The organism is Streptomyces sp. NPDC054757, from assembly GCF_053612185.1.
In genome coordinates this window covers 15523-40665 of sequence record NZ_JBSHBW010000049.1, presented here as the reverse complement: position 1 = coordinate 40665, position 25143 = coordinate 15523, and the positions used below count along the sequence as shown (strand labels likewise).

Genomic DNA, 25143 nt, shown 5'->3' with positions numbered 1-25143 from the left:
GACCTCCGCCCCCGCCCGGCGAGCCCCGCCCGTCACCGGCCCGGCCCCGGCGCCCAGCCGCTCGCGTACCGCACGCACCACCCCCGGCAGCACGTCCAGAAACCGGTCGACCTCCGCCTCCGTCACCCCGAGCGGCAGCGAGACGCGCACATTCCCCTCCGAGAGCACCCCCATCGCCCGCAGCACATGACTGGGCGTCAGCGTGCTGCTGGTGCAGGACGAACCGGACGACACGGAGAAACCGGCCAAATCCAGCTCGTGCAGCAGAGTCTCCCCATCGACATAGAGACAGGAGAACGTCACGAGATGCGGCAGCCGCCGCCCCGGATCGCCCACCACCTCGACATCCGTCACCCGTTCGCCCACCGAGGCCCTGATCCGGTCCACCAGCGCGCGCAGCCGTACCGACTCGGCGGCGGCCCCGGCCCGCACCGCCCGCAGCGATGCCGCGGCGGCCACGATCGCCGGTACGTTCTGGAACCCGGCGGCGCGCCCGGACTCCCGCTCGTCCGCCGGTCCTTGGGGGACGAACCTCACACCCTTCCGTACGGCGAGCAGCCCCACCCCGGCCGGCCCGCCCCACTTGTGGGCGCTGGCGGCAAGCAGCGACCAGTCACCGGCGACCGGCCCCCAGCCCAGCGACTGGGCCGCGTCCACCAGGAGCGGTACCCCGGCGGCCCGGCACGCGCCGGCGACCTCGGCGACCGGCTGCTCGGTGCCGGTCTCGTGGTTGGCGGACTGCAGACAGGCCAGCGCGGTCCCCGGGGTCAGCGCCGCCGCGTACACCCCGGGATCCACGGCGCCGGTCCGCCCGACCGCCACCTCGGTCACCGAACCGCCCGCCGCCTCGTGGGCCGCCGCCGAATGGAGCACCGAAGAGTGTTCGACCGCCGACACCACCAGGTGACCGCCGACACGCCGACGGCCGGAAAGTGCTCCGGCAATTCCGGAGTGGACCGCCCGAGTGCCCGAAGAGGTGAATACGAGCTCGTCCGGGCGGCACCCGACCGCCTCCGCCGCCGCCTCCCGGGCCGCGTCGAGCAGCAGCCGCGCCCGCCGGCCCTCCCGGTACAGCCGGGCCGGATCGGCCCAGCCCTCGTCGAGGGAGGCTTGCAGGGCCTGACGTGCGACGGGGTGCAGGGGTGCGGAGGACGCGGTATCGAAGTAGGACACGGCGCCACGCTAGCCGCCGGTCGCCGGGGGCCCGGCCCGCCCGGTCGGGGGAGGGAGCGTCAGATCCCTGCCGGAAGCCGGGATTCCACCCCTTCGGGGTGTCCGACGGCGCGTTGGGCACCCTCCCCGCGCGGCCCCAAATGGCCTCCAGTAGGGTTTGGTCCGCATAAACATCCAAACCCCTGCCCGAGCAGGACCGGCGACCGGCCTCGATGCGGCCGCAACCGGCCGCGCGGGCGAGACTCTCGGGAAGGCGCTACGTGAGTCCCAACGGCTCCGACCGCTCGTCGCGGCGCCCGATGCGGCGGAAGCTGCCGCAGGTGCTGACTGCGGGCCTGATCCTTGTGACCGCCACCGGTTGCTCGTACAAGGATTTCCCCCGCCTTGGTATGCCCACCCCGGTAACGGAAGAGGCACCTCGGATCCTCTCCCTCTGGCAGGGCTCGTGGGCGGCAGCGCTCGCCACGGGCGTGCTGGTGTGGGGGCTGATCATCTGGAGTGTCATCTTCCACCGGCGTAGCCGGACCAAGGTGGAGGTACCTGCTCAGACCCGGTACAACATGCCGATCGAGGCGTTGTACACCGTGGTCCCTCTCATCATCGTCTCGGTGCTCTTCTACTTCACCGCACGCGATGAGTCGAAGCTCCTCAGCCTCTCGGCGAAGCCCGCCCACACGATCAACGTGGTCGGCTTCCAGTGGAGCTGGGGCTTCAACTACGTGGAGGACGTGGACGGCAACCCCTCCACGGGCAACGCGGCGAAGACCACAGAGCTGTCCGATATCCCGGACCGCTTCACCAAGCAGTTCCCCAAGGGAGCCGAAGGCGTCTACGACGTCGGCACGCCGGCCTCCCGGAACCCGCAGACCGGCAACCCGGGGCCGACCCTCTGGCTGCCCAAGGGCGAGAAGGTCCGCTTCGTTCTCACTTCGCGCGACGTCATCCACGACTTCTGGGTGGTGCCGTTCCTCATGAAGATGGACGTTGTCCCGGGCCACACCAACTCCTTCGAGGTGACCCCCAACCAGGAGGGCACCTTCCTGGGCAAGTGCGCTGAGCTGTGCGGCGTAGACCACTCCCGGATGCTCTTCAACGTGAAGGTCGTCTCCCCGGAGCGCTACAAGCAGCACCTCAAGGACCTGGCGGCCAAGCACCAGAACGGCTACATCCCCGCCGGGATCGCGCAGACTGGCCACGCCAAGAACGCGGAGACGAACAACCTGTGAGCATCCTCAACGAACCTCAGGGTGCCGCCGCAGCAGACGACTCCTACGAGAGCGAGCTGCCGGTACGGCGCAAAGAGCCGGGAAACATCGTCATCAAGTGGATGACCACCACTGACCACAAGACGATCGGCACGATGTATCTGGTCACATCGTTCGCCTTCTTCTGCATCGGCGGTGTGCTGGCGCTCGTCATGCGCGCCGAGCTGGCCCGTCCGGGTACGCAGATCGTGTCGAACGAGCAGTTCAACCAGGCGTTCACGATGCACGGCACGATCATGCTGCTGATGTTCGCGACGCCGCTCTTCGCCGGATTCGCGAACTGGATCATGCCGCTGCAGATCGGGGCGCCCGATGTGGCGTTCCCGCGGCTGAACATGTTCGCGTACTGGCTGTACCTCTTCGGCTCGCTCATCGCGGTCGGTGGCTTCATCACCCCGCAGGGCGCGGCCGACTTCGGCTGGTTCGCCTACTCCCCGCTGTCGGACGCCGTCCGGTCGCCGGGTGTCGGCGCCGACATGTGGATCATGGGTCTGGCCTTCTCGGGCTTCGGCACGATCCTCGGCTCGGTCAACTTCATCACCACGATCATCTGCATGCGCGCCCCCGGCATGACGATGTTCCGTATGCCGATCTTCGTGTGGAACGTCCTGCTGACCGGTGTACTGGTCCTGCTGGCCTTCCCGGTCCTCGCCGCCGCACTCTTCGCGCTGGAGGCGGACCGCAAGTTCGGCGCCCATGTATTCGATGCGTCAAATGGCGGCGCGCTCCTATGGCAACACCTCTTCTGGTTCTTCGGCCATCCAGAGGTGTACATCATCGCGCTGCCATTCTTCGGAATTATTTCCGAAGTGATTCCAGTGTTCTCCAGAAAGCCGATGTTCGGATACATCGGCCTGGTCGCGGCGACGATTTCCATCGCCGGTCTCTCCGTGACGGTGTGGGCGCACCACATGTACGTCACGGGCGGTGTGCTCCTGCCGTTCTTCTCCTTCATGACCTTCCTGATCGCGGTGCCGACCGGTGTGAAGTTCTTCAACTGGATCGGCACGATGTGGAAGGGGTCGCTGTCCTTCGAGACACCGATGCTCTGGGCCGTCGGCTTCCTGATCACCTTCACCTTCGGTGGTCTGACCGGCGTCATCCTGGCCTCGCCCCCGATGGACTTCCACGTCTCCGACTCGTACTTCGTCGTCGCGCACTTCCACTACGTCATCTTCGGCACCGTGGTCTTCGCGATGTTCTCCGGATTCCACTTCTGGTGGCCGAAGTTCACGGGCAAGATGCTGGACGAGCGGCTCGGCAAGATCACCTTCTGGACGCTGTTCGTGGGCTTCCACGGCACGTTCCTGGTGCAGCACTGGCTGGGTGTCGAGGGCATGCCGCGCCGTTACGCGGACTACCTCGCCGCCGACGGCTTCACCACGCTGAACACCATCTCGACCATCAGCTCCTTCCTGCTGGGCCTGTCGATCCTGCCGTTCTTCTACAACGTCTGGAAGACCGCCAAGTACGGCAAGAAGATCGAGGTCGACGACCCGTGGGGCTACGGCCGTTCGCTCGAATGGGCGACGTCGTGCCCGCCGCCGCGGCACAACTTCACGACCCTCCCGAGGATCCGTTCCGAATCCCCGGCGTTCGACCTGCACCACCCGGAGATCGCGGCGCTCGACCAGCTCGAGAACCACGGCTCCGGTGAGAAGGTCCTGTCCGGCGGCAAGGAGGCGGGCAAGTGAAGGTCCAAGGCAAGATGTTCATCTGGCTGGCCGTCTTCATCCTCGCCGTGGCGGTCGTCTACGGCGTGTGGTCGAAGGAGGCAGCCGGAACGACGGCCCTCTTCATGGCCTTCGGGCTGAGCATCATGATCGGCTTCTACCTGGCCTTCACGGCCAGGCGGATCGACGCCGGCGCGATGGACAACAAGGAGGCCGACGTCGCGGACGACGCCGGTGAGGTGGGCTTCTTCGCCCCGCACAGCTGGCAGCCGATCTCGCTGGCCGTCGGCGGCGCGCTCGCCTTCCTGGCCATCGCCATGGGCTGGTGGCTGCTGTACTTCTCGGCACCGCTCGTCGTGGTCGGCCTCTGGGGCTGGGTCTTCGAGTTCTACCGCGGAGAGAACCAGAACCAGTAGGGGCCACGCCCCCACAGCTGGACCGAACGGGGAGGCCCGGACGCCGATCAGGTGTCCGGGCCTCCTCATTTGCAGTCATCCGGCGTGCCGTTACCAGGTGATCTTCTTAACGTGTGCATATGAGCCATGCACCTCGAATCCGTACGGTCCTGAGCTGCACGCTGCTGGTCGTGTCCCTTGGGGCCGCGGCGACCGCGTGCGGCAGTTCCGGCAGCAACCCACTCTCCGCCTCGCCGTTCGACGCGGCCGGTTCGATCTCCTTCAACGGCCCCAAGAACAACGGCAAGGCCGACCCCGACAAGCCCCTCGAAGTCACCTCCAAGGATGACGACGGCCGCATCACCGATGTGACGGCCACCGACAGCACAGGACGCCAGCTGGCGGGCGAACTCTCCGCCGACGGCACCAGATGGCACAGCACCGCTCCGCTGGCCGCAGGGGCGCACTACACGGTCAGGGTCGCCACCGAGGACGACGACGGCGCCCCCGGCAACCGGTCGATGTCCTTCGACACCGCCCCCGCATCCCACCGGCTGAACGTCACCTTCGGCCCCAAGGCGGGCGAGTACGGAGTCGGCCAGCCCGTCACCGCCCAGCTCAGCGCGCCCGTCAAGGACAAGGCCGCCAGGGCCCAGGTCGAACGCGCCCTGAAGGTCGACTCGGTGCCCTCCGTCGAAGGCGCCTGGTACTGGGTGAACAGCAAGACGCTGCACTACCGCCCGAAGGAGTACTGGCCCGCGCACGCCGTCATCAACGTGCACAGCAACCTCAACGGCATAAAGGTGAGCGACAAGCTCTACGGCGGCGCGGCCAAGCCGCTCAAGCTGAAGACCGGGGACCGACTGGAGGCGATAACCGACGCCTCCGCCCACGAGATGACGGTCAAGCGCGACGGCCAGGTGATCAACACCATCCCGGTGACCACCGGCAAGCCGGGCTTCGAGACCCGCAACGGCGTCAAGGTCGTGCTGGGCAAGACGTACTTCGTCCGTATGACCAGCTCCAGCATCGGGATAGCCGCCGGCAGCTCCGACTCGTACGACCTGCCGGTCTACTACGCGACACAGGTCACACTCAGCGGTGAGTACGTGCACGCCGCACCCTGGTCCGAGGGGTCGCAGGGCTCCGCCAACACCAGCCACGGCTGCACCGGTATGAGCACCGGCAACGCCGAGTGGTTCTTCAACCACGTGCGCCAGGGCGACATAGTCAAGGTCGTCGGCAGCGACGGCAACATGATGACGCCGTTCGACAACGGCTACGGCGACTGGAACGTGTCCTGGGCCAAGTGGGCCAAGGGCAGCGCCCTGACGAACGGCAAGCAGAACACCGGGACACCCGCGCAGACGGCCCGGCTGAGGCCCGCCGCGCTCTGACCCGCCCGACGGCGCCGCCGTCTCCGCGGGGGAGGAGCCGGGTCCCCGGTCAGGACCCCGCGGAGACGGCGCCGGCCGAGAGCCGGTCGCGCACCAGGGCGGCCAGTGCGTCCGCGAACTCCACCGGCTCCACCGGCAGGGTCACCGCGGCGTCCGCACGGCTCCAGGTGGCCAGCCAGGCATCCTGCGGGCGGCCGATCAGCAGCAGCACGGGCGGGCAGTGGAAGACCTCGTCCTTGATCTGCCGGCACACACCCATGCCCCCGGCGGGGACCGACTCGCCGTCCAGTACGCAGACGTCGACCCCGCCCCTGTCCAGGGCGCCGAGGACCGCGTCGAGCGTCGCGCACTCCAGGTACTGCACCGGCGGCACGTCCGAGGCCGGCCTGCGGCCCGCCGCGAGCCGTACCTGCTCCCGGGTGTTCGCGTCGTCGCTGTAGACCAGGACCGTGGCGCTCGGCTGCATTGTTCCTCCGTGACGGCTGTGACGGCTGTGTCCTCGGGGCGGCGGGACCCCCGGAGGGCCCGCAGGGGCCCGTGGGGGCGGGACCCTGGCGCGGATGCTACTCCGTCCGACACCCCGTCAACACCGTTATGGCCTGCCTCGTGATGGGCCGTTCGGGCTGGACACGAGCCGCTGACACACCGAACGGCACCCCCCAGGGTGAGGGCGGGATAAGCGACCGACATAATGTCGGTCGTGGCGACAGCAACGACAGTAGAAACCGGGCACGCGCACCCGTCGGTCAATCGGCCGAACCTCACCAGCGTCGGAACCATCATCTGGTTGAGTTCCGAGCTGATGTTCTTCGCGGCCCTCTTCGCGATGTACTTCACCCTGCGATCGGTGACGGGTCCCGAGCACTGGAAGGATATGGCGTCCTCGCTGAACGTTCCTTTCTCGGCGACGAACACCACGATCCTTGTGCTCTCCTCTCTCACGTGCCAGCTCGGCGTCTTCGCCGCCGAGCGCGGCGACGTGAAGAAGTTGCGCTCGTGGTTCTCGATCACGTTCGTGATGGGTGCGATCTTCATCGGAGGCCAGATCTTCGAGTACACCAGCCTGGTGAAGGAGGACGGGCTTTCGCTCTCCTCCGACCCGTACGGCTCGGTGTTCTACCTGACCACCGGCTTCCACGGCTTGCATGTGACAGGCGGCCTGATCGCCTTCCTGTTCGTACTCGGCAGGACATACGCGGCCAAGAGATTCACGCACCAGCAGGCCACCGCAGCCATCGTCGTGTCCTATTACTGGCACTTCGTCGATGTCGTGTGGATCGGCCTCTTCGCGACGATCTACCTGATCAAGTAATCGGGCCCGACGCCCCACTCATCCAGCAAGCACCGACGCAGAAGATCCTGACACCGGGGTAATCCGTGAAAAAGCTCTCCGCACGACGACGCCACCCGTTGGCGGCGGTCGTCGTCCTACTCCTCGCGCTGGCGGCCACCGGGGGGCTGTACGCCGCGTTCGCTCCCGCGGGCAAGGCGCAGGCCGACGACACCTCCCAGTCCCTCGCCATCAGCGAGGGCAAGAAGCTGTTCTCCGTGGGCTGCGCAAGCTGCCACGGAATGGGCGGCCAGGGATCGTCCGACGGTCCCAGCCTGGTCGGCGTCGGCTCAGCCGCCGTGGACTTCCAGGTCGGCACCGGCCGGATGCCCGCCCAGCAGCCCGGCGCGCAGGTGCCGAAGAAGAAGGTCATCTACTCGCAGGGGCAGATCGACCAGCTCGCCGCGTACGTGGCGTCCCTCGGTGCCGGACCCATCGCGCCGACCTCGAAGCAGTACAGCGACAAGGGTGCCGACACCGCAGCCGGTGGCGACCTCTTCCGTACCAACTGCGCCCAGTGCCACAACTTCACCGGCGAGGGTGGTGCTCTGACGCACGGCAAGTTCGCCCCGAGCCTCGAAGGCGTGAGCCCCAAGCACATCTACGAGGCCATGCAGACCGGCCCGCAGTCGATGCCGAACTTCCCCGACACCACGATGCCGGAGAAGCAGAAGCAGAACATCATCGCGTACATCAAGACCGTCAACGGCGACAACTCCGCCAGCGAGGGCGGCCTCAAGCTGGGCGGCCTCGGTCCGGTCAGTGAGGGTCTGTTCGGCTGGATCTTCGGACTCGGTGCGCTGATCGCAGTTGCCATCTGGGTCGCGGCCCACACCGCTAAGGCCAAGAAGTCATGAGTAGCCAAGAGAATTCCGAAGAGAACCTGCCGAGCGAGCAGGAGACCGCCCACGGTGCGGTGAAGACCGCGGACGACCCGTTCGCGGACCCGGGACTGCCGGCCCACAAGCCGCGTATCCAGGACATCGACGAGCGGGCCGCCAAGCGTTCCGAGCGCGTGGTCGCCTTCCTGTTCACGCTGTCGATGCTGGCGACGATCGGGTTCATCGCGTCCTATGTGATCTTCCCCGTCGACAAGATCATTTTCGTCTTCCCGTTCGGGCACGTGAGCGCGCTCAACTTCGCCCTGGGGCTGACCCTGGGCGTGGCGCTCTTCACGATCGGCGCCGGCGCGGTCCACTGGGCCCGCACGCTGATGTCGGACGTCGAGATGCCGGCCGACCGCCACCCGATCGAGGCCCCGGCCGAGGTCAAGGCGCAGGTCCTGGCCGACTTCGCGGCAGGTGCCGCCGAGTCCGGCTTCGGCCGCCGCAAGCTGATCCGCACCACGCTGTTCGGCGCCATGGCCATGGTGCCGCTCGCCGGTGTGATGCTCCTGCGCGACCTGGGTCCGCTGCCGGAGAAGAAGCTCCGCAAGACGCTGTGGGCGCGCGGCAAGGTGCTCATCAACATGAACACCAACCAGCCGCTGCGTCCCGAGGACGTGGCCGTCGGTTCGCTGACGTTCGCGATGCCGCAGGGCCTCTCGGAGTCCGACGAGGACTTCCAGACGCAGATCGCCAAGGCCGCCCTGATGATCGTCCGTATCCAGCCGGACAACATCAAGGACAAGAAGGAACGCGAGTGGGCCCACGACGGCATCGTCGCGTTCTCCAAGATCTGCACCCACGTCGGCTGCCCGATCAGCCTGTACGAGCAGCAGACGCACCACGTGCTCTGCCCGTGCCACCAGTCCACCTTCGACCTGTCCGACGGCGCCCGCGTCATCTTCGGCCCGGCCGGCCACCCGCTTCCGCAGCTGCGGATCGGTGTGAACGGCGAGGGTAACCTCGAAGCGCTCGGCGACTTCGCAGAGCCCGTCGGTCCTGCCTTCTGGGAGCGCGGATGAGCACCGTGACGGATACACAGCGCAAGGCGCCCGCCGGCGAGCGGGTGGCCGACTGGGCGGATGGCCGGCTCGGCATCTACGGCCTGGCCAAGACCAACATGCGCAAGATCTTCCCGGACCACTGGTCCTTCATGCTCGGGGAGATCTGCCTCTACAGCTTCATCATCATCATCCTCACGGGTGTCTATCTGACGCTGTTCTTCCACCCGAGCATGAACGAGGTCGTCTACGACGGCCCGTACGTGCCGCTCCAGGGCATCCACATGTCCGAGGCGTACGCCTCGACGGTGAACATCAGCCTGGAGGTCCGCGGCGGTCTGCTCATCCGGCAGATCCACCACTGGGCGGCCCTGGTCTTCCTGGCCGGCATGCTGGTGCACATGATGCGCGTGTTCTTCACGGGCGCCTTCCGCAAGCCGCGCGAGATCAACTGGCTCTTCGGCTTCCTGCTGCTGGTGCTCGGGATGTTCACCGGCTTCACCGGCTACTCCCTCCCGGACGACCTGCTCTCCGGTACGGGTGTGCGGTTCATGGAGGGCGTCATGCTCTCCATCCCGATCGTCGGCTCGTACCTGTCGATGTTCCTGTACGGCGGTGAGTTCCCCGGCGGCGACTTCGTCTCCCGGTTCTACTCGGTCCACGTCCTGCTGCTGCCGGGCATCATGCTCGGTCTGCTGGTCGGCCACCTGATCCTGGTCTTCTATCACAAGCACACGCAGTTCGCGGGTCCCGGCAAGACCAACAAGAACGTCGTCGGCATGCCGCTGCTGCCGGTCTACATGGCCAAGGCCGGAGGCTTCTTCTTCCTGGTCTTCGGTGTCATCGCGGCCATGGCGGCGATCGCCTCGATCAACCCGATCTGGGAGATCGGCCCGTACCGCCCGGACCAGGTGTCGACCGGCGCCCAGCCCGACTGGTACATGGGATTCTCCGAAGGTCTCGTCCGCATCATGCCGGGCTGGGAGATCAACGCCTGGGGTCACACCCTCGTCCTGGGTGTGTTCATCCCGATCGTGGTCTTCCCGCTGGTCCTGGTCGGTATCGGCGTCTACCCGTTCATCGAGTCCTGGATCACCGGGGACAAGCGCGAGCACCACATCCTGGACCGCCCGCGCAACGCCCCGACGCGTACGGGTCTCGGCGTCGCCTGGATCACGCTCTACCTGATCCTGCTCGTCGGCGGCGGCAACGACCTCTGGGCCACGCACTTCGATCTGTCGATCAACGCGATCACCTGGTTCGTCCGGATCGGGATGTTCGTCGGACCGGTCATCGCGTTCATCGTCACCAAGCGCTGGTGCCTCGGCCTGCAGCGCCGTGACCGCGAGAAGGTGCTGCACGGGCGCGAGTCCGGTGTCATCAAGCGCCTGCCGCACGGTGAGTTCATCGAGGTCCACGAGCCGCTCGCCCCCGCGCAGCTGCACACCCTGACCGCGCACGAGCAGTACCAGCCGCTCGAAATCGGCCCCGAGGTCGACGAGAACGGTGTCGCGCGCAAGGTCTCCCGTCTGACCCGTGTCCGCGCCAAGCTCAGCAAGGGCTACTACGGCGAGCACAGCCAGATCGAGAAGCCCACCGCCGACGAGTACAAGGAGATCACCAGCGGCCACGGTCACCACTGATCACCTGACCGACTGAGAAGTCGCCACAGCGGGAGCCCCGTCCATTCGATGGACGGGGCTCTTCGCGCTCCCCGGAGCTGGATAAGCTGGGGCCTGTCGTCAAAGTGCCGCCTGCCGCGCGACGCCTGGCACGCACGCTCGCGGCGTTGCCGGAATGCCCTAGTAGCTCCGCTACGAGAACATTCCGGCGCCTTGCGATCGCACGCACCAGACGCCGCGCGGCCGCCCTTCGGGCAACGACGGCACTCTGACGACAGGCCCCAGGCCTTACCCCTGTTCGACGGTGGACCCCAGGAGTGGACCATGAGCGTTGTGACCCCGGTCGGCGGCGACAGCGTGGCGGCACCCTCCTGGCCGGGTGTCCTCGACTCCCTGCTCCGCGGCGTCGACCAGAGCGCGGACGCCACCGCCTGGGCGATGGACCGCATCATGAGCGGCGAGGCGACGGACGCGCAGATCGCCGGGTTCGCGGTCGCGCTGCGCGCCAAGGGCGAGACGGTCGCGGAGATCAGCGGTCTGGTCCGGGCGATGTACGCGCACGCCAGGCTCATCGACGTGCCGGGTCCCAGTGTGGACATCGTCGGCACCGGCGGTGACGGCGCCAACACCGTGAACATCTCGACCATGTCCTCCATCGTCGTGGCGGGCACCGGCGCCAAGGTCGTCAAGCACGGCAACCGGGCGGCCTCGTCCCAGAGCGGGGCATCCGACGTCCTGGAGAAGCTGGGCGTCAATCTCCAGCTGACCCCGGAGCGGGTGGTCGAGGTCGCGGCTGAGGCGGGCATCACCTACTGCTTCGCGGTGAAGTTCCACCCCGCACTGCGCTATGTGGCCGCGGCCCGCAAGGAGTTGGGCATCCGCACCACCTTCAACTTCCTCGGGCCGCTCACCAACCCGGCGAAGGTCAGGGCGCAGGCGACCGGTGTCTCCGACGCCCGGATGGCGCCCATCGTCGCGGGCGTGCTGGCCGAGCGCGGTTCGTCGGCGCTGGTCTTCCGCGGGGACGACGGTCTCGACGAGCTGACCACCACCGCCACGTCCAGGGTCTGGACCGTGGCGGACGGCGCGGTGCGCGAGGAGGCGTTCGACCCGCGCGAGGTGGGCATCGGTCTGGTCCCGGTGGAGGCGCTGCGCGGCGGCGACTCGTCGTACAACGCGGATGTGGCGCGCAGGCTGCTGGCCGGTGAGGCCGGTCCGGTACGGGACGCCGTCCTGCTCAACTCGGCGGCGGCGCTGGTCGCGCTGGACCCGGGGCCCGGATCGCTCAACGAGCGGATCGCCGATGGCATCGCGCGGGCCGCCGAGTCCGTCGACTCGGGAGCGGCGGCCCGCGCCCTTGAGCGCTGGGTCGTCGCCAGCAACGCCTGACCCCGTACGGGCAACCGGGGCGCGGTCGCACAGCATCCGGCCGGCCGGCGGTCTCATGCTGTGGACTGCGCCTTGGCGCGTCCGGCGACGTATGGCAGGATTCTCTCCAGGTCATGAGTGACAGCGACTACGGCCCCAGCCCGCTGTCCGGCAACCCTCCGTCCGTGGCGGGGTGCCCTGGGTGAAGACCAGGCCGTGGGCAGCGAAGTCCTCGGCAAGCGCGGATCCCTCGACAGGGATCCTGGTCGTCGAGGGAGTTCTTCCGTGGTTCAGCGAATGCGATAGGGCAGTAGGCCCCTTCTCCGCACCCTTTCTCCGCACTGTTGCGTGTGGCACGCACAGTGCATTCGCCTGCCCTTTTCCGGGAGTTCGTCATGTCTGTCCCCAGCGCTGCCGTCAACCCTTCGGTTTGTCAGGATTCCTCCGAGAACCTCCCGGTGCTCGGCAGGGACGTCCTGGTCCCGCTCGTCACCGGCGGTGAGGTCAGCTACGCGGCGCTGGACTACGCGGCGAGCGCCCCGGCCCTCCAGCGTGTCTGGGACGACGTGGCGGCGTACGCCCCGTACTACGGCAGCGTGCACCGCGGCGCCGGGTATCTCTCGCAGCTCTCCACGGACCTCTTCGAGAACAGCCGGACGACCGTCGCCGAGTTCCTCGGCTGCCGCGAGGACGACCAGGTCGTCTTCACCCGTTCGACCACCGACTCGCTGAATCTGCTCGCCGCGGTGATCCCCGAGGGCTGCGAGGTCTTCGTCTTCGAGACCGAGCACCACGCCTCGCTGCTGCCCTGGCGCGACGCCGAGGTGACCTACCTCAACGCCCCGCGCACCCCGCAGCAGGCCGTCGAGACCCTGGACCGCGCGCTGGCCGCCCGTACGGCACCGCAGGCGCCCGCCCTGGTCTGCGTCACGGGCGCGTCCAACGTCACCGGTGAGCTGTGGCCGGTAAGGGAGCTGGCCGCCGCCGCCCACGCCCACGGCGCCCGTATCGTGCTGGACGCGGCGCAGCTCGCACCGCACCACCCCGTGGACATCGCGGAGCTCGACGTCGACTGGGTCGCCTTCTCCGGCCACAAGCTGTACGCCCCGTTCGGCTCCGGGGTCCTCGCCGGCCGCTCCGACTGGCTGCTCGCGGCCGAGCCGTACCTCGCGGGCGGCGGCGCCTCCCGCAGTGTGGCCCGGCGCGCCGACGGCGGTGTCGATGTCGAGTGGCACACCACGGCCGCCCGCCACGAGGCCGGATCGCCCAATGTCATCGGCGTCCACTCCATCGCCTCCGCCTGCCGGGCGCTCACCGAAGCGGGCTTCCCGTCGCTGGTGGAGCGCGAGCAGACGCTGGTCGCCAAGGTCCTCGAAGGGCTCGGCGAAGTGGAGGCGGTCAAGGTGCTCTCGCTCTTCGGCGACGACGCCCCGCGGGTCGGTGTCATCTCGTTCGTGGTGGAGGGCTGGAACAGCTCGCACTTCGCCGCCGCGCTCTCCGCCGAGTACGGCATCGGGGTCCGTGACGGTCTCTTCTGCGCCCACCCGCTCGTACGGACCCTGCTCGGCAGCGACCCGCAGGACCAGGGGGAGTGCGGGGCCCCGGAGGGCGAGCCGGGGGAGCGCTCGCTCAACGCGGTACGGGTGAGCTTCGGCGCCGGTACGCCCGACGAGCACGTGGAGCGCTTCGTGAACGCGGTGAAGGAACTGGTGCGCGATGGTGCCCGCTGGAACTACCGCACCGAGGACGGCCGCTGCGTGCCGGCCGTCTGAGCACGCCGGAGCGGACACGTACGACGGCCGCCCGGTGCTGCGGGACCCGAGGGCCCCGCAGCACCGGGCGGTTGGTCCGGACCGGCCCTATGCGTCCAGGCCGATGGCGAAGGCCGCTTCCAGGTCGTGCTGCGAGTAGGTACGGAACGCCACATGCGTGTCCGTGGCCTCTACGCCGGGGATCTTGCTGATCCGGCCGGGGATGATGTCCGCGAGGTCGTCGTGGCGGGCCACCCGGACCAGGGCGATCAGGTCGTACGTCCCGGTGACGGAGTAGACCTCGCTGATGTTCTCCAGCGAGGCGAGCGACTCGGCGATCTCGGGGATCCGGTCCACGCTGGTCTTGATGAGCACGATCGCGGTGATCACGGCTTGCTTTCTCCCTCGGTGGCCGTCGCTGGGAGTTTCACTCTAGTCGTACGCCAGTACCGCACCGCCGCGTAGCCGAAGCCGAGCGTGAACCCCACCAGATGGGCGGTGTACGCGACTCCGGGGCCGGTGCCGGTCTGCTGGCCTGCCGCCAGCCACTGCAGGACGAACCAGAAGACCAGCACGATCCAGGCGGGGAAACGCAGCGGCAGGAACAGCAGGAACGGGAAGATGCTCGTCACCCGGGCCCGGGGGAAGAGGCTCAGGAAGGCGCCGAGCACCGCCGAGATCGCCCCGGACGCGCCCACCAGGGTCTGGTCGGAGCCGCTGTGGGTGAGGGCGTACGCCCCCAGGGCCGCATAGCCGCTCACCACGTAGAAGACGGCGAAGTGCAGACGGCCCATGCGCTCCTCGGCCATCGCGCCGAAGACATAGAGGAACAGCATGTTCCCCAGCAGATGCAGCCAGTTCGCATGGATGAAGAGCGCGGTGAGCGGGGTGAGCAGCGCGCCCGGGGCGCCGCTCATCAGTTCGGTGGGGACGACGCCCCAGTGTTCGAAATAGGCGCTCTGGGCGGCGAGCAGGTTGTCGCCGGTCCCGTACGCCGGGTCGATCCCCGAGACCGGGCTCATCAGGAAGACCAGGCAGCAGAGGCCGATCAGGCCGTATGTCACGACCGGACCGCCCAGCGGGCCCCCGCGCCGTCCGGGCGCCTTCCGGCCGGGTGCATTCCGCCACGTGAACATCCACCGAGCATGGCCCAACCGGACGCAAACGGGCAGATCGCCTCGCCGGGCTCTCCGCGGTCGGCAGGTCCGCCCCCGGGGTATGCCGTAGGCCGTAGGGTTGCGGGGAGTACATCCGCAGTTCGATGGCGCACCGCGACCGAGGCAGTACGAACGAAGAGGACGCACGTATGACGACGGTTCCCATGCCGACCGCCGACACCCGGTGGCGCTGCACGCTCTGCGGCAATCTCACCCGGTTCGACGTGACGCGCTCGTCGAAGGTTGTCGAGTACATACATCTCGACCTGGCCGGTGAGCCCAAGGTGGAGGAGCGCGAGGTGGTCAGTGAGACCATCGAGTCGGTGCGCTGCCGCTGGTGCAACGCGGTGGACCAGATCGAGCTGGTGGACAGGCCGGGCGGCGGCTCCTGAGGGAGCCCCCTGAAGAGCGACAGTGGGGTGACGGATGGTGGACGCTGAAGGCGGTACGGAGCCGGCCGACGCGGCCGGCGACGCCGCGGAGGCGCTCGACCGTCCGCTGCCCGAAGCGGTACGGAGACGTGTCGTCGCGCTCGTCTCCGACGCCTTCGGTGGGCTGACCGTGCCCGAACTCCCGGCGCAGCTGCGGCAGTACGCCCGTTTCACTCCCAGCAGACGGGCCAAGTTCGCGGGTAACGCGATGGCCGCGGCCCTGGAGGGCGACGCGGTGTTCCGCGGGCGCATCGGAGACCGGCTGAAGGAGTCCCAGCCCGAACTGACCGGGGCGCTCGAAGCGGGCTCGCCGCCCGCCGCCGCCGACCCGGTGGATGTGGCGGCGGCGGCCTACGTACTGCGTCCGGCCGGCTGGGTGAAGCTGGTGGCCGCCGCGGGCGAGGAGGCCCAGCGGGTGGTCGCCGAGCGCGCCGACGAGGCGGGCCGGCACGAGCTGGAGCGGATGCGCGCGGAGCTGGCCGAGGCACGGGCGCAGACCAGGAGCGAGAACGAGCGGCTGCGTACGGAGTTGGAGGCGGCCCGCAAGGATGCTGAATCGCTTCAGCGCAAGCTGCGCAGCGCGCAGAGCGATGTGAAGCGCGGCGAGGCCGCGCTGCGCCGCTCCGGCTCCGAGATCGAAGCGGTCAGGTCCGACTCGGCGGCCCGGGTCGCCGCAGCCGAGAGCGAGTCGCGCCGGCTGAAGGCGCGGCTCGGTGAGGCCGAGGCGGCGGTCGAGGCCGGCCGCCGCGCCGTGCGCGAGGGGCGCTCGGTCGAGGACATGCGGCTGCGGCTGCTCCTCGACACGGTGCTCGACGCCGCCCAGGGGCTGCGGCGCGAACTGGCCCTGCCGCCGGTGACCTCGCGCCCCGCCGACTCCGTGGACGCGGTCGAGCCCGGCAGGCTCTCGCCCAAGGACGTCGCGGCCAGGGCGCTCTCCGACACCGACCCGGCCCTCCTCGACCAGCTGCTCTCACTGCCGCAGGCCCATCTGGTGGTGGACGGCTACAACGTCACCAAGACCGGCTATCCGCAACTGCCCCTGGAGAAGCAGCGGCTGCGGCTGCTCGGCGGTCTCTCGATGCTCGCCGCGCAGACCGGCGCCGAGATGACCTGTGTCTTCGACGGGGCCGAGCTGGCGGCGCCGGTGCTGCTGGCGCCGCCGCGTGGCGTACGGGTGCTGTTCAGCAAGCCCGGGGTGACGGCGGACGAGGTGATCCGCCAACTGGTCAGGGCGGAGCCGTCCGGGCGTCCCGTGGTGGTCGTGTCGGCCGACCGCGAGGTCGCCGACGGTGTGGCGAGAGCGGGCGCGAGACCTGTCGCGTCCGTCTTGTTGCTGAAGAGGCTTTCGCGTGCCGTGTAACTGCTGTGCACAATGCCCGAGTTCGTGACGCACGTTTTTCACCACAGCGTCAAGTGACCGTTACTGCCTGTGCGGTGTCTGTAAAATATGCATACAGTGACCGAGATTTTTGGCAACAGGATTTGAACTGATCACAAGAAGGTCACTAGGGTCGGGCCTCGAACCTTCGCGCGGTTGATCACTCATCCGGGGTGTCAGCGAAGGAACCGCCGATGCCTTCACGGTTTTGCTACGTGTTCGGCGGCTCTGAGGATGAAGGAGCTCGCCTCCGTGGCGTCCCACCGTCGACCCAAGCAGCCGAGCCGTACTCGGGTGACCGTGCTCACCGCGACCGCTGCAGCAGCCGTGGCCCTGACCGCTCAGGCCGCACACGCAGACCCGAAGCCGTCCAAGAGTGAGGTCAAGGCGAAGGTCGACAAGCTCTACGAGGACGTGGACGCGGTCAGCCAGAAGTACGACGGCGCCAAGGACCAGCAGGACAAGCTGAAGAAGCAGGTCGACGACCTGCAGGACAGCGTCGCCCGCGGCCAGGAGGACCTCAACAAGCTGCGGGGCCAGCTCGGTTCCATGGCGAGCGCCCAGTACCGCTCGGGTGGCATCGACCCCTCGGTCCAGCTCTTCCTCTCGTCCGACCCGGACACCTTCCTCGACAAGGCCACCGCGCAGGACCAGCTGAGCGGCCAGCAGGCCGACGCGGTCAAGAAGATCCAGGCCAAGCAGCGCACCCTCGCCCAGCAGCGTGCCGAGGCGCAGGACAAGCTCAAGGACCTGGCGTCGACGCGTACCGAACTCGGCAAGAAGAAGCAGGAGGTCCAGGACAAGCTGGCCTCCGCGCGCAAGCTGCTCTCCAGCCTGACCGCTGCCGAGCGCGCCTCGATAGCCGATGAGAACTCGCGCGCCAACCGGGCCAGCGACCGTGCGGACCTCGGCGACGCCGTACCGGCCTCCGCCCGTGGCGCCGCCGCCCTCAACGCGGCGAAGACGCAGCTCGGCAAGCCGTATGTGTACGGCGCCACCGGCCCCGCCTCGTTCGACTGCTCCGGGCTGACGTCCTGGGCGTACGCGCAGGCCGGCGTCACGATCCCGCGCACCTCGCAGGCCCAGGCCAACGCCGGACAGCGGATCTACTCGCAGAGCGCCCTCAAGCCCGGCGACCTGGTGCTCTTCTACGGCGACATGCACCACATCGGCATCTACGCGGGCAACGGCCAGGTGCTGCACGCACCGCACACCGGCGCGGTCGTCCGGTACGAGGCGATGGGCAACATGCCGTTCCAGTTCGGCGTCCGCATCTGATCCGGCCTCGGCGCCCGTTCCGTACGGCGCCGTCCACACCGCCCATTCGGGCGAATTACGGTGCCGTGAGCTGACTCCCCGCCCCGTCGGTGACCTTGTGATCTCCGGCGGGGCGTCACTCTGTGTGCACGGCGGGGTCTTTGGTCACAGCGTGGTCACACGGCTACTGTCCGGCGTGCGGTTCCCGGAGATCGGTCCGCCCATCGGGGCGGCAGGGACCGCACGCAGCGGAAGGAGTGCGGCTCCTGTGGTGTCCCATCGCCGTGTCACCCAGTCCGGCCTCGCCCAGGGCGCCCGGATCACTGTGCTGTCCGCCGCGCTGGCGACAGGAGCGGCAGGACTCGGGGCCGCACCGGCCGGCGCCGAACCGCACGAGTCGGCGGCGGCCACCAAAAGCAGGGTCGACGGGCTCTACGCCCAGGCCGAGCGGGCCACCCAGCAGTACGACAAGGCCGACGAGCAGACCGAGCGGCTGCGCCGCCAGGTCGCCGACGCGCAGGACGGGGTGGCCCGTGGCCAGGAGCGGCTCAACCGGATGCGCGGCGCGCTGGGCGCGCTGGCCGGCGCGCAGTACCGCGCGGGGGCCATCGACCCCTCGCTCGCCCTGCTGCTCTCATCCGACCCCGACTCGTACCTCGACAAGGCCGCCGCGCTGGCCCAGCTCGGCGAGGTCCAGGCGGGCGAGCTGCACCGCATCCAGCAGGCCCAGCGCGAGCTGACGCAGCGGCGCGCCGACGCGACCCGCCGGCTCGCCGAACTCCGGCACAGCCGCACCGAGGTCGCCCGCCACAAGCGCACCGTCGAGGGCAAGCTCGCCCGAGCCCGCCGGCTGCTCGACACCCTGCCCACCAAGCAGCGCGCCTCGTACGACCAGGTCTCGCGCTCGGACCGGGGCGCCCTGCCCGCGCTCGGCGCGCTGCCGGTGTCCGGCCGGACGGGGGCCGCCGTGGCCGCGGCCCGCAGCGCGCTCGGCAGGCCCTACGCGTGGGGCGCCAACGGGCCCTCCAGCTTCGACTGTTCGGGGCTGATGCAGTGGGCGTACGCACACGCCGGCGTCTCCCTGCCGCGCACCTCGCAGGAGCAGCGGTTCGCGGGCCGGCAGATCCCGCTCTCCCAGGCCAGGCCGGGGGACCTCGTGGTGTACCGCAGCGACGCCAGCCATGTCGCGATGTACATGGGCAACGGCCAGGTCCTGCACGCTCCTTACCCGGGGGCCAGGGTCCGCTACGACCCGGTCGGCATGATGCCCGTCTCGTCGGTGACCCGGGTCTGACCGGTGCGGGGCGCCGTCCGGCCCCGCCTGCCCCGGCACGTACGATCGGCGGCGTGACGGCGCGGGGGAGCGGGGCGGTACGGAAGCGGGCCGCGGGGTGCGCGCTCGCTCTCTGCCTGCTGCTTCCCGGGTGCGCCACGCCTTCGGAGCCCGCCGGGCAGGACGCGGCGGAGCGCGGCATCCGCAGCACGCTGGACCGCCGGGCCGCTGCCGTCACCGGCCACCACGAGAGCGGATATCTCTCCGTCGTCGACCCGCGGGCGAAGGGGCTGCGGACGGCGCAGCGCGCGGAGTTCCGCAACCTCGCCGCGGTACCGCTGAGTTCCTGGCAGTACCGGCTCGACGACGTGCGGCTGACGGGCGTCCACGCCACCGCGCAGGTCGAGCTGCGGTACCGGATCACCGGTTACGACAGCGCCCCGGTGGCGGACCGGCGCACGCTCGGTCTGGTGCGCCGGGACGGCCGCTGGTACCTGGACGAGGACAGGCCCGCCCCCGGCACCGGACAGCAGCTCTGGCAGCAGGGCCGGGTGCGCACCGCACGCGGCAGACACAGCCTGGTGCTCGGCGTCGGCGGGGACGCCGGGGCGCTCCGCCGGGTGGCCGCCGTCGCGGACCAGGCGGTGCCGGCCGTGGACCGGGCGTGGCACCGGAAGTGGGCGGGGCGGGTGGTGGTGCTCGTGCCGTCGTCGCTGGACGCGATGGGCGCGCTGCTGGGCTCGCCCGCCGCCACCTACCGGGGCATCGCGGCGGTCACCACCGGCGAGGCGGGCGGCGCCGGGGCCGCGCCGGCCGACCGTGTCATCGTCAACCCCGAGGCGTACGCCCAACTGGGCGGGCTGGGCCGCCAGGTGGTCATCACCCATGAGACCACCCATGTCGCCACCCGTACCGCGACCTCCGCCGCCACCCCGCTCTGGCTCTCCGAGGGTTTCGCCGACTGGGTCGCCTACCGGGGCACCGGCAGCAGCCCCCAGGAGGCGGCGCCGGAGCTCCAGCGGGCGGTGCGCTCGGGGTCGCTGCCCGCGACCCTGCCCACCGACGCGGACTTCGGTTTCAGCGACAGCGCCGACCGGCTCGCGCGTGCCTACGAGGGCGGCTGGCTGGCCTGCCGGCTGATCGCGGAGCACTGGGGCGAGCAGAAGCTGACGGACTTCTACCGGGCGGTCGGGGCGCACGGGCAGCGCGACGGCGCGGTCGAGCAGGCCATGAACGAGGTGCTCGGTACGGACCCGGACGCCTTCACCGCGCGGTGGCGCGAGTACCTCAGGGCGCAGCTGGGCTGAGCGGCTCCCGGCCCGCGTCGGTGTCCCCGGGCCGGGCGACGGCCCCGTCCACCGCCCGCTGCCCGCGCGGCGGGACCGTACGCCGCCACAGCGCACGGGCCGCGATCACCGAGGCCGCGACCAGCAGACCGTTCCGTACGAAGATCAGCGCGACTCCGGCCGCGTCCCCGGCGATCACATGGCCGAACCAGAGCGGGAACTCCAGCGACGTCACGCCGGTGGCGACCACCACCAGCACGACGGGGACCGCCATCACGCTGGTACGGAACAAAAGGCAGACGGCGCCGAGGCCGACCAGCCACACCATGTACTGGGGGCTGATCACCCGGCTCGTCGTGGTGAAGAGCAGCACCGCGGTGAACGCCGCGTCGCCCGTCGTGGCCGGCGGGTACTCCCTGGCCCGCAGCCGCCACAGCAGCAGCCAGCCGAAGGCCAGGACGCTCAGCCCCAGGGCGACGGCGCTCACCACGTGGACGTACGGACCGATGAACTCCAGCGAGCCGTAGTTCATCATCACCTGCCCCTGCCAGCCGAACTGCCGTGCCACCTGGAAGAACAGACCGCCCAGCGATTCGAGCTCCGTACCCCGCTCACGCTGGAAGGTGAGGAAGGAGAAGGCGCCGGGCACCGCCGTACCGGCGATGAGCAGCAGGGCCGCGGCCGTCGCGGCGAAAGCCGTCCAGGACCGGCGCGTGGCCGGGCCGCGCGCCGCGCCCGCGAGCAGCAGCGCGGGCCAGACCTTGAGCAGGGCGCCGAGCGCGGCCAGCGCCCCCATGGTGCGCGGCCTGCGGGACCCGGCCAGCAGCGCGGCCACCGCGACCGCGGTCACCATCAGGTCGTACCTGGCGTACGCGGTCGGACCGAGCAGCGGCAGGCCCACCACCCACACCCAGACACCGGCCCGGCGCTTGCCCGGCCGGCGCGCCGTGTACAGCAGCAGGCCGAGCACCACCGCGTCGGCGAGGAAGGTCAGTACGAAGAAGGCCGAGGCATAGCCGAGGAACGGCAGGGCGGCGGGGGAGAGGATCGCGAGGGCCGCACCGGGCGGGTACTGCCAGGTCACGTCGGAGAGCGGGAACGTGCCGCTCCGCAGCACCTCGTACCAGCCGTGGTAGGTCACGGACACGTCATCGGTGACATGGGTTCCCGGTGTGACCAGCACCTTGAACACAGAGAGCAGCAGCAGCGCTCTGGTCGCGGCCCAGACCGCGACGGGGAGTGCCGCGCCCCGTAAGCTCCGCACAACAGTGTGATCCATGGTGACGGCCGGGGCCGCGGTCTGTTCCGACACCGGCGGATGTTATCGTGCGGCCCCTCGCGGAGCGGTGAGGCGAGGCCGTTGGGTACTGTCTGCGGCGATGCACAAGACGCTGATCGTGACCAATGACTTCCCGCCGCGCCCCGGTGGCATCCAGGCGTTCCTGCACAACATGGCCCTGCGCCTGGATCCCGAACGGGTCGTCGTCTACGCCTCCACCTGGAAGCGCGGCGCCGAGGGGGCCGCGGCCACCGCGGCCTTCGACGCGGAGCAGCCGTTCACGGTCGTACGCGACCGGACCACGATGCTGCTGCCGACCCCGCGGGTCACGGCGCGGGCGAGCGGACTGCTGCGCGAACACGGCTGTACGTCGGTGTGGTTCGGAGCGGCCGCCCCGCTCGGGCTGATGGCTCCCTCGCTGCGTGCGGCAGGCGCGGAACGCCTCGTCGCCACCACGCACGGCCACGAGGCGGGCTGGGCACAGCTGCCGGGGCCGCGGCAGCTGCTGCGGCGGATCGGCGAGGGCACGGACACCCTCACCTACCTCGGCGAGTACACCCGCTCCCGGATCGCCGCCGCGCTCACCCCGGCCGCCGCGGGCCGTATGGTGCAACTGCCGCCGGGCGTGGACGAGAAGACGTTTCATCCGGGTTCGGGCGGAGCGGCGGTCCGCGCGCGGCTCGGGCTGACGGACCGGCCGGTGGTCGTCTGTGTCTCGCGGCTCGTACCGCGCAAGGGGCAGGACACACTGATCCGGGCGATGCCCCGGATCCTGCGGGAGGTGCCGGACGCGGTCCTGCTCATCGTGGGCGGCGGACCGTACGCCCGGGACCTGGAGAAGCTGGCGGAACGGACCGGTGTCGCGGACTCGGTGCGCTTCACGGGCCCGGTGCCCTGGGCCGGACTGCCCGCGCACTACGGGGCGGGCGACGTCTTCGCCATGCCGTGCAGGACCCGCAGGGGCGGGCTCGACGTCGAGGGGCTCGGCATCGTCTATCTGGAGGCGTCGGCGACCGGGCTGCCGGTGGTGGCCGGCGACTCGGGCGGCGCGCCCGACGCGGTGCTCGACGGGGAGACCGGCTGGGTGGTGCGGGGCGGTACGGCCGGGGACGCGGCGGACCGGATCGTCACCCTGCTCCAGGACCCGGGGCTGCGGCGGCGGATGGGCCGGCGCGGCCGGGCCTGGGTCGAGGAGAAGTGGCGCTGGGACCTGCTGGCCGAAAAACTCAGGGAACTGCTCTAGGGAACTGCTCTGACGAGGCAGGCGGGGCAGGACGGGGCGCGGGCCCGGGCGGCGTTGCGGCCTGGCCCCGTAGGCCCTCCTCAGCCCCGGTAGATCGCTTCGATCTCGTCGGCGAAATCCTTCGCCACCACGGCGCGCTTGAGCTTCAGCGACGGCGTGATGTGCCCCGCCTCCTCGGTGAACTGCGCGGGCAGCACCCGGAACTTGCGTACGGATTCGGCCTTGGAGACCGCCGCGTTGCCGTCGTTCACCGCCCGCTGGATCTCGGCCAGCAGGTCCGGGTCCTCGCACAGCGACAGCGGCGTGGACCCCGCCGGTTTGCCGCTCTCCTCGGCCCACCGCGCCAGGAACTCCTCGTCCAGGGTCACCAGCGCACCGATGAACGGCCGTCCGTCGCCGACCACCATGCACTCGGCGACCAGGGCGTGCGACCGGATGCGGTCCTCGATCACGGCGGGGGCGACGTTCTTGCCGCCCGCGGTGACGATGATCTCCTTCTTGCGGCCGGTGATCGCGAGGTAGCCGTCCTCGTCGAGCGTGCCGATGTCACCGGTGTGGAACCAGCCGTCGGCCAGTGCGTCGGCCGTCGCCGTCTCGTTGTTCCAGTAGCCGTTGAACAGGTGCTCGCCGTGCAGCAGCACCTCGCCGTCGTCCGCGATCCGTACCACCGAACCGGGCAGCGGCTGGCCGACCGTACCGATCTTCTGCCGGTCCCACGGGTTGAAGGCGGTCGCCGCACAGGACTCGGTGAGGCCGTACCCCTCAAGGACGGTGAAGCCGATGCCCCGGTAGAAGTGGCCGAGCCGCTCGCCCAGCGGTGCGCCGCCGGAGATCGCGTACTCGCCGCGCCCGCCGAGTACCGCGCGCAGCTTGCTGAAGACCAGCCGGTCGAAGAGCTTGTGCTTGATCCGCAGCCCGGCGGACGGGCCCTGCGGGGTGCCCAGCGCGCGGCTGTAGGCGATGGCGGTGCCGGCCGCCCTGTCGAAGATCTTTCCCTTGCCGTCGGCCTGCGCCTTCGCGCGCGCCGAGTTGTAGACCTTCTCGAAGACGCGGGGGACGCCGAGGATCAACGTCGGCCGGAAGGAGGCCAGTTCATCCGTGAGGTGCTTGATGTCCGGTACGCAGCCGATCTTGATCGGCGCCATCACGGAGGAGACCTCGACCAGCCGGCCGAAGACATGCGCCGCGGGCAGGAAGAGCAGCACCGAGCACTCGCCGGTACGGAAGAGCGGTTTCAGCCGTTCAACGATGTTGCCGCACTCGGCGAAGAAGCTGCGGTGGGTCAGCACACAGCCCTTCGGGCGGCCGGTGGTCCCCGAGGTGTAGACGATGGTGGCCGGATCGTTGGCCCGCGCCCGGGAGCTGCGCTCGGTCACGGTCTCGTCCGTGACCTCGGCACCGCTCGCCCGGAGCTCGTCGACGGCGCCCCTGTCGATCTGCCAGACGTGCCGGAGTGACGGCAGCGCATGCCGTACGGCCTCGACGGTCGCGGCGTGCGCGTCGCTCTCCACGAGCACCGCGACCGCCCCGGAGTCGCCGAGTATCCACTGCACCTGCTCGGCCGAGCTGGTCTCGTACACCGGCACGGTGATCGCGCCCGCGCTCCAGATCGCGAAGTCCAGCTGGACCCACTCGTACCGGGTCCGCGACATCAGGGCGACCCGGTCCCCGGGCCGCACACCCGCGGCGATCAGGCCCTTGGCGGCGTCGTGCACCTCGGTGAGGAACCGGGCGGCCGTGACATCGGTCCAGACACCGGCCACCTTGCGGCCCATGACCGCGACATCGGGGTGCTGAGCGGCGTTGCGGCGGACCAGATCCGTCAGATTGCCGTCCGATGGGACCTCGTACAGGGCCGGAAGGCTGAACTCACGCAAGACTGCTGCTCCTCTGGTCGACATCACTGTCGCCACGACTGGACCTGACCGCCCGGACGTTACCCATGGGTAAGCGGTTCCCGATAGGGGGTTCCGGACAGAT

22 protein-coding genes and 1 riboswitch are annotated in these 25143 nt (G+C 69.8%); of the genes, 16 read left to right on the top strand and 6 right to left on the bottom strand.

Annotation, left to right across the window (positions count from 1 at the left end; translation table 11 throughout):
• Positions 1-1173, bottom strand: a 1173-nt coding sequence (locus tag ACWGKJ_RS33815) for a cysteine desulfurase family protein (RefSeq protein WP_385032815.1), incomplete at its 3' end; no start/stop codon positions are given.
• A gap of 260 nt (positions 1174-1433) precedes the next feature.
• Between ACWGKJ_RS33815 and ctaC the strand changes: the two genes are divergently transcribed.
• From ctaC to ACWGKJ_RS33795, 4 genes are all read left to right on the top strand, one after another.
• The gene (gene ctaC, locus ACWGKJ_RS33810) at positions 1434-2399 is read left to right on the top strand and encodes an aa3-type cytochrome oxidase subunit II (protein ID WP_385032812.1); all 966 of its coding nucleotides are present in this window, start codon (positions 1434-1436) and stop codon (positions 2397-2399) included.
• Positions 2396-4132: an aa3-type cytochrome oxidase subunit I gene (gene ctaD, locus ACWGKJ_RS33805; RefSeq protein ID WP_385032809.1), complete on the top strand. Its 1737-nt coding sequence runs from the start codon at positions 2396-2398 to the stop codon at positions 4130-4132. Before ctaC ends, ctaD begins: the two co-directional genes overlap by 4 nt.
• Positions 4129-4527: a cytochrome c oxidase subunit 4 gene (locus tag ACWGKJ_RS33800; protein ID WP_266857821.1), complete on the top strand. Its 399-nt coding sequence runs from the start codon at positions 4129-4131 to the stop codon at positions 4525-4527. Before ctaD ends, ACWGKJ_RS33800 begins: the two co-directional genes overlap by 4 nt.
• 119 nt (positions 4528-4646) lie before the next feature.
• Positions 4647-5903 (top strand): L,D-transpeptidase, encoded by a 1257-nt coding sequence (locus tag ACWGKJ_RS33795; RefSeq protein WP_385032805.1) that lies wholly within the window; start codon positions 4647-4649, stop codon positions 5901-5903.
• Positions 5904-5952: 49 nt separating this feature from the next.
• On the opposite strand, the gene ACWGKJ_RS33790 is transcribed toward ACWGKJ_RS33795, so the two are convergent.
• A complete protein-coding gene (locus tag ACWGKJ_RS33790; RefSeq protein ID WP_385032801.1) occupies positions 5953-6369 on the bottom strand; it encodes a response regulator transcription factor in 417 nt (138 codons plus the stop codon).
• A 225-nt stretch (positions 6370-6594) separates the two neighbouring features.
• On the opposite strand from ACWGKJ_RS33790, the gene ctaE reads away from it, so the two are divergent.
• The 6 genes from ctaE (at position 6595) to ACWGKJ_RS33760 (ending at position 13880) form a co-directional block, all read left to right on the top strand.
• Positions 6595-7215: an aa3-type cytochrome oxidase subunit III gene (gene ctaE / locus ACWGKJ_RS33785; protein WP_164264241.1), complete on the top strand. Its 621-nt coding sequence runs from the start codon at positions 6595-6597 to the stop codon at positions 7213-7215.
• 65 nt (positions 7216-7280) lie between these two features.
• The gene (gene qcrC, locus ACWGKJ_RS33780; protein ID WP_385032797.1) at positions 7281-8090 is read left to right on the top strand and encodes a cytochrome bc1 complex diheme cytochrome c subunit; all 810 of its coding nucleotides are present in this window, start codon (positions 7281-7283) and stop codon (positions 8088-8090) included.
• Positions 8087-9139 (top strand): cytochrome bc1 complex Rieske iron-sulfur subunit, encoded by a 1053-nt coding sequence (gene qcrA / locus ACWGKJ_RS33775; RefSeq protein ID WP_385032794.1) that lies wholly within the window; start codon positions 8087-8089, stop codon positions 9137-9139. The genes qcrC and qcrA overlap by 4 nt, the downstream gene beginning before the upstream one ends.
• Positions 9136-10761, top strand: coding sequence for a cytochrome bc1 complex cytochrome b subunit (gene qcrB / locus ACWGKJ_RS33770; protein WP_385032791.1), 1626 nt, complete (start codon positions 9136-9138; stop codon positions 10759-10761). The genes qcrA and qcrB overlap by 4 nt, the downstream gene beginning before the upstream one ends.
• A 303-nt stretch (positions 10762-11064) precedes the next feature.
• Entirely contained in the window at positions 11065-12129 is a 1065-nt protein-coding gene (gene trpD / locus ACWGKJ_RS33765) for an anthranilate phosphoribosyltransferase (protein ID WP_385032788.1), read from the top strand.
• A 109-nt stretch (positions 12130-12238) separates the two neighbouring features.
• A riboswitch (SAM riboswitch) is annotated at positions 12239-12356 on the top strand.
• A gap of 147 nt (positions 12357-12503) precedes the next feature.
• Positions 12504-13880: an aminotransferase class V-fold PLP-dependent enzyme gene (locus ACWGKJ_RS33760; RefSeq protein WP_385032785.1), complete on the top strand. Its 1377-nt coding sequence runs from the start codon at positions 12504-12506 to the stop codon at positions 13878-13880.
• 87 nt (positions 13881-13967) lie between these two features.
• Here ACWGKJ_RS33760 and ACWGKJ_RS33755 read toward each other — a convergent pair whose 3' ends face one another.
• The gene (locus ACWGKJ_RS33755; RefSeq protein WP_385031358.1) at positions 13968-14249 is read right to left on the bottom strand and encodes an Lrp/AsnC family transcriptional regulator; all 282 of its coding nucleotides are present in this window, start codon (positions 14247-14249) and stop codon (positions 13968-13970) included.
• Positions 14246-14995, bottom strand: coding sequence for a rhomboid family intramembrane serine protease (locus ACWGKJ_RS33750; RefSeq protein ID WP_385031361.1), 750 nt, complete (start codon positions 14993-14995; stop codon positions 14246-14248). Before ACWGKJ_RS33750 ends, ACWGKJ_RS33755 begins: the two co-directional genes overlap by 4 nt.
• Before the next feature lie 170 nt (positions 14996-15165).
• On the opposite strand from ACWGKJ_RS33750, the gene ACWGKJ_RS33745 reads away from it, so the two are divergent.
• The 5 genes from ACWGKJ_RS33745 to ACWGKJ_RS33725 all read left to right on the top strand — a co-directional run bounded on the left by ACWGKJ_RS33745 (position 15166) and on the right by ACWGKJ_RS33725 (position 20662).
• Entirely contained in the window at positions 15166-15408 is a 243-nt protein-coding gene (locus ACWGKJ_RS33745; RefSeq protein ID WP_164264249.1) for a hypothetical protein, read from the top strand.
• 34 nt (positions 15409-15442) lie between these two features.
• Positions 15443-16807, top strand: coding sequence for an NYN domain-containing protein (locus tag ACWGKJ_RS33740; RefSeq protein WP_385031364.1), 1365 nt, complete (start codon positions 15443-15445; stop codon positions 16805-16807).
• Positions 16808-17077: 270 nt separating this feature from the next.
• Positions 17078-18103, top strand: coding sequence for a C40 family peptidase (locus ACWGKJ_RS33735; protein WP_385031367.1), 1026 nt, complete (start codon positions 17078-17080; stop codon positions 18101-18103).
• Positions 18104-18350: 247 nt separating this feature from the next.
• A complete protein-coding gene (locus ACWGKJ_RS33730; RefSeq protein ID WP_385031370.1) occupies positions 18351-19376 on the top strand; it encodes a C40 family peptidase in 1026 nt (341 codons plus the stop codon).
• A gap of 53 nt (positions 19377-19429) precedes the next feature.
• Entirely contained in the window at positions 19430-20662 is a 1233-nt protein-coding gene (locus tag ACWGKJ_RS33725) for a hypothetical protein (protein ID WP_385031372.1), read from the top strand.
• On the opposite strand, the gene ACWGKJ_RS33720 is transcribed toward ACWGKJ_RS33725, so the two are convergent.
• Positions 20643-21920: a glycosyltransferase 87 family protein gene (locus ACWGKJ_RS33720; protein WP_385031424.1), complete on the bottom strand. Its 1278-nt coding sequence runs from the start codon at positions 21918-21920 to the stop codon at positions 20643-20645. The two genes, ACWGKJ_RS33725 and ACWGKJ_RS33720, sit on opposite strands and share 20 nt — an antisense overlap.
• Positions 21921-22020: 100 nt before the next feature.
• Here ACWGKJ_RS33720 and ACWGKJ_RS33715 point away from each other — a divergent pair, with 100 nt between their 5' ends.
• Entirely contained in the window at positions 22021-23163 is a 1143-nt protein-coding gene (locus tag ACWGKJ_RS33715; RefSeq protein ID WP_385031375.1) for a glycosyltransferase family 4 protein, read from the top strand.
• Between the two features lie 80 nt (positions 23164-23243).
• Here the strand turns inward: ACWGKJ_RS33715 and ACWGKJ_RS33710 are convergent, their stop codons facing one another.
• Entirely contained in the window at positions 23244-25040 is a 1797-nt protein-coding gene (locus tag ACWGKJ_RS33710) for an AMP-dependent synthetase/ligase (protein WP_385031378.1), read from the bottom strand.
• Positions 25041-25143: the final 103 nt, after the last annotated feature.

Excerpts from the sequence above, each read along its gene's own strand:
- ACWGKJ_RS33795 (WP_385032805.1), top strand. The coding sequence starts at position 4,647 with ATGAGCCATGCACCTCGAATCCGTACGGTCCTGAGCTGCACGCTGCTG.
- ACWGKJ_RS33790 (WP_385032801.1), bottom strand. The coding sequence starts at position 6,369 with ATGCAGCCGAGCGCCACGGTCCTGGTCTACAGCGACGACGCGAACACC.
- ctaE (WP_164264241.1), top strand. The coding sequence starts at position 6,595 with ATGTCGGTCGTGGCGACAGCAACGACAGTAGAAACCGGGCACGCGCAC.
- qcrA (WP_385032794.1), top strand. The coding sequence starts at position 8,087 with ATGAGTAGCCAAGAGAATTCCGAAGAGAACCTGCCGAGCGAGCAGGAG.
- qcrB (WP_385032791.1), top strand. The coding sequence starts at position 9,136 with ATGAGCACCGTGACGGATACACAGCGCAAGGCGCCCGCCGGCGAGCGG.
- trpD (WP_385032788.1), top strand. The coding sequence starts at position 11,065 with ATGAGCGTTGTGACCCCGGTCGGCGGCGACAGCGTGGCGGCACCCTCC.
- ACWGKJ_RS33760 (WP_385032785.1), top strand. The coding sequence starts at position 12,504 with ATGTCTGTCCCCAGCGCTGCCGTCAACCCTTCGGTTTGTCAGGATTCC.
- ACWGKJ_RS33750 (WP_385031361.1), bottom strand. The coding sequence starts at position 14,995 with ATGTTCACGTGGCGGAATGCACCCGGCCGGAAGGCGCCCGGACGGCGC.
- ACWGKJ_RS33745 (WP_164264249.1), top strand. The coding sequence starts at position 15,166 with ATGACGACGGTTCCCATGCCGACCGCCGACACCCGGTGGCGCTGCACG.
- ACWGKJ_RS33740 (WP_385031364.1), top strand. The coding sequence starts at position 15,443 with ATGGTGGACGCTGAAGGCGGTACGGAGCCGGCCGACGCGGCCGGCGAC.
- ACWGKJ_RS33720 (WP_385031424.1), bottom strand. The coding sequence starts at position 21,920 with ATGGATCACACTGTTGTGCGGAGCTTACGGGGCGCGGCACTCCCCGTC.
- ACWGKJ_RS33715 (WP_385031375.1), top strand. The coding sequence starts at position 22,021 with ATGCACAAGACGCTGATCGTGACCAATGACTTCCCGCCGCGCCCCGGT.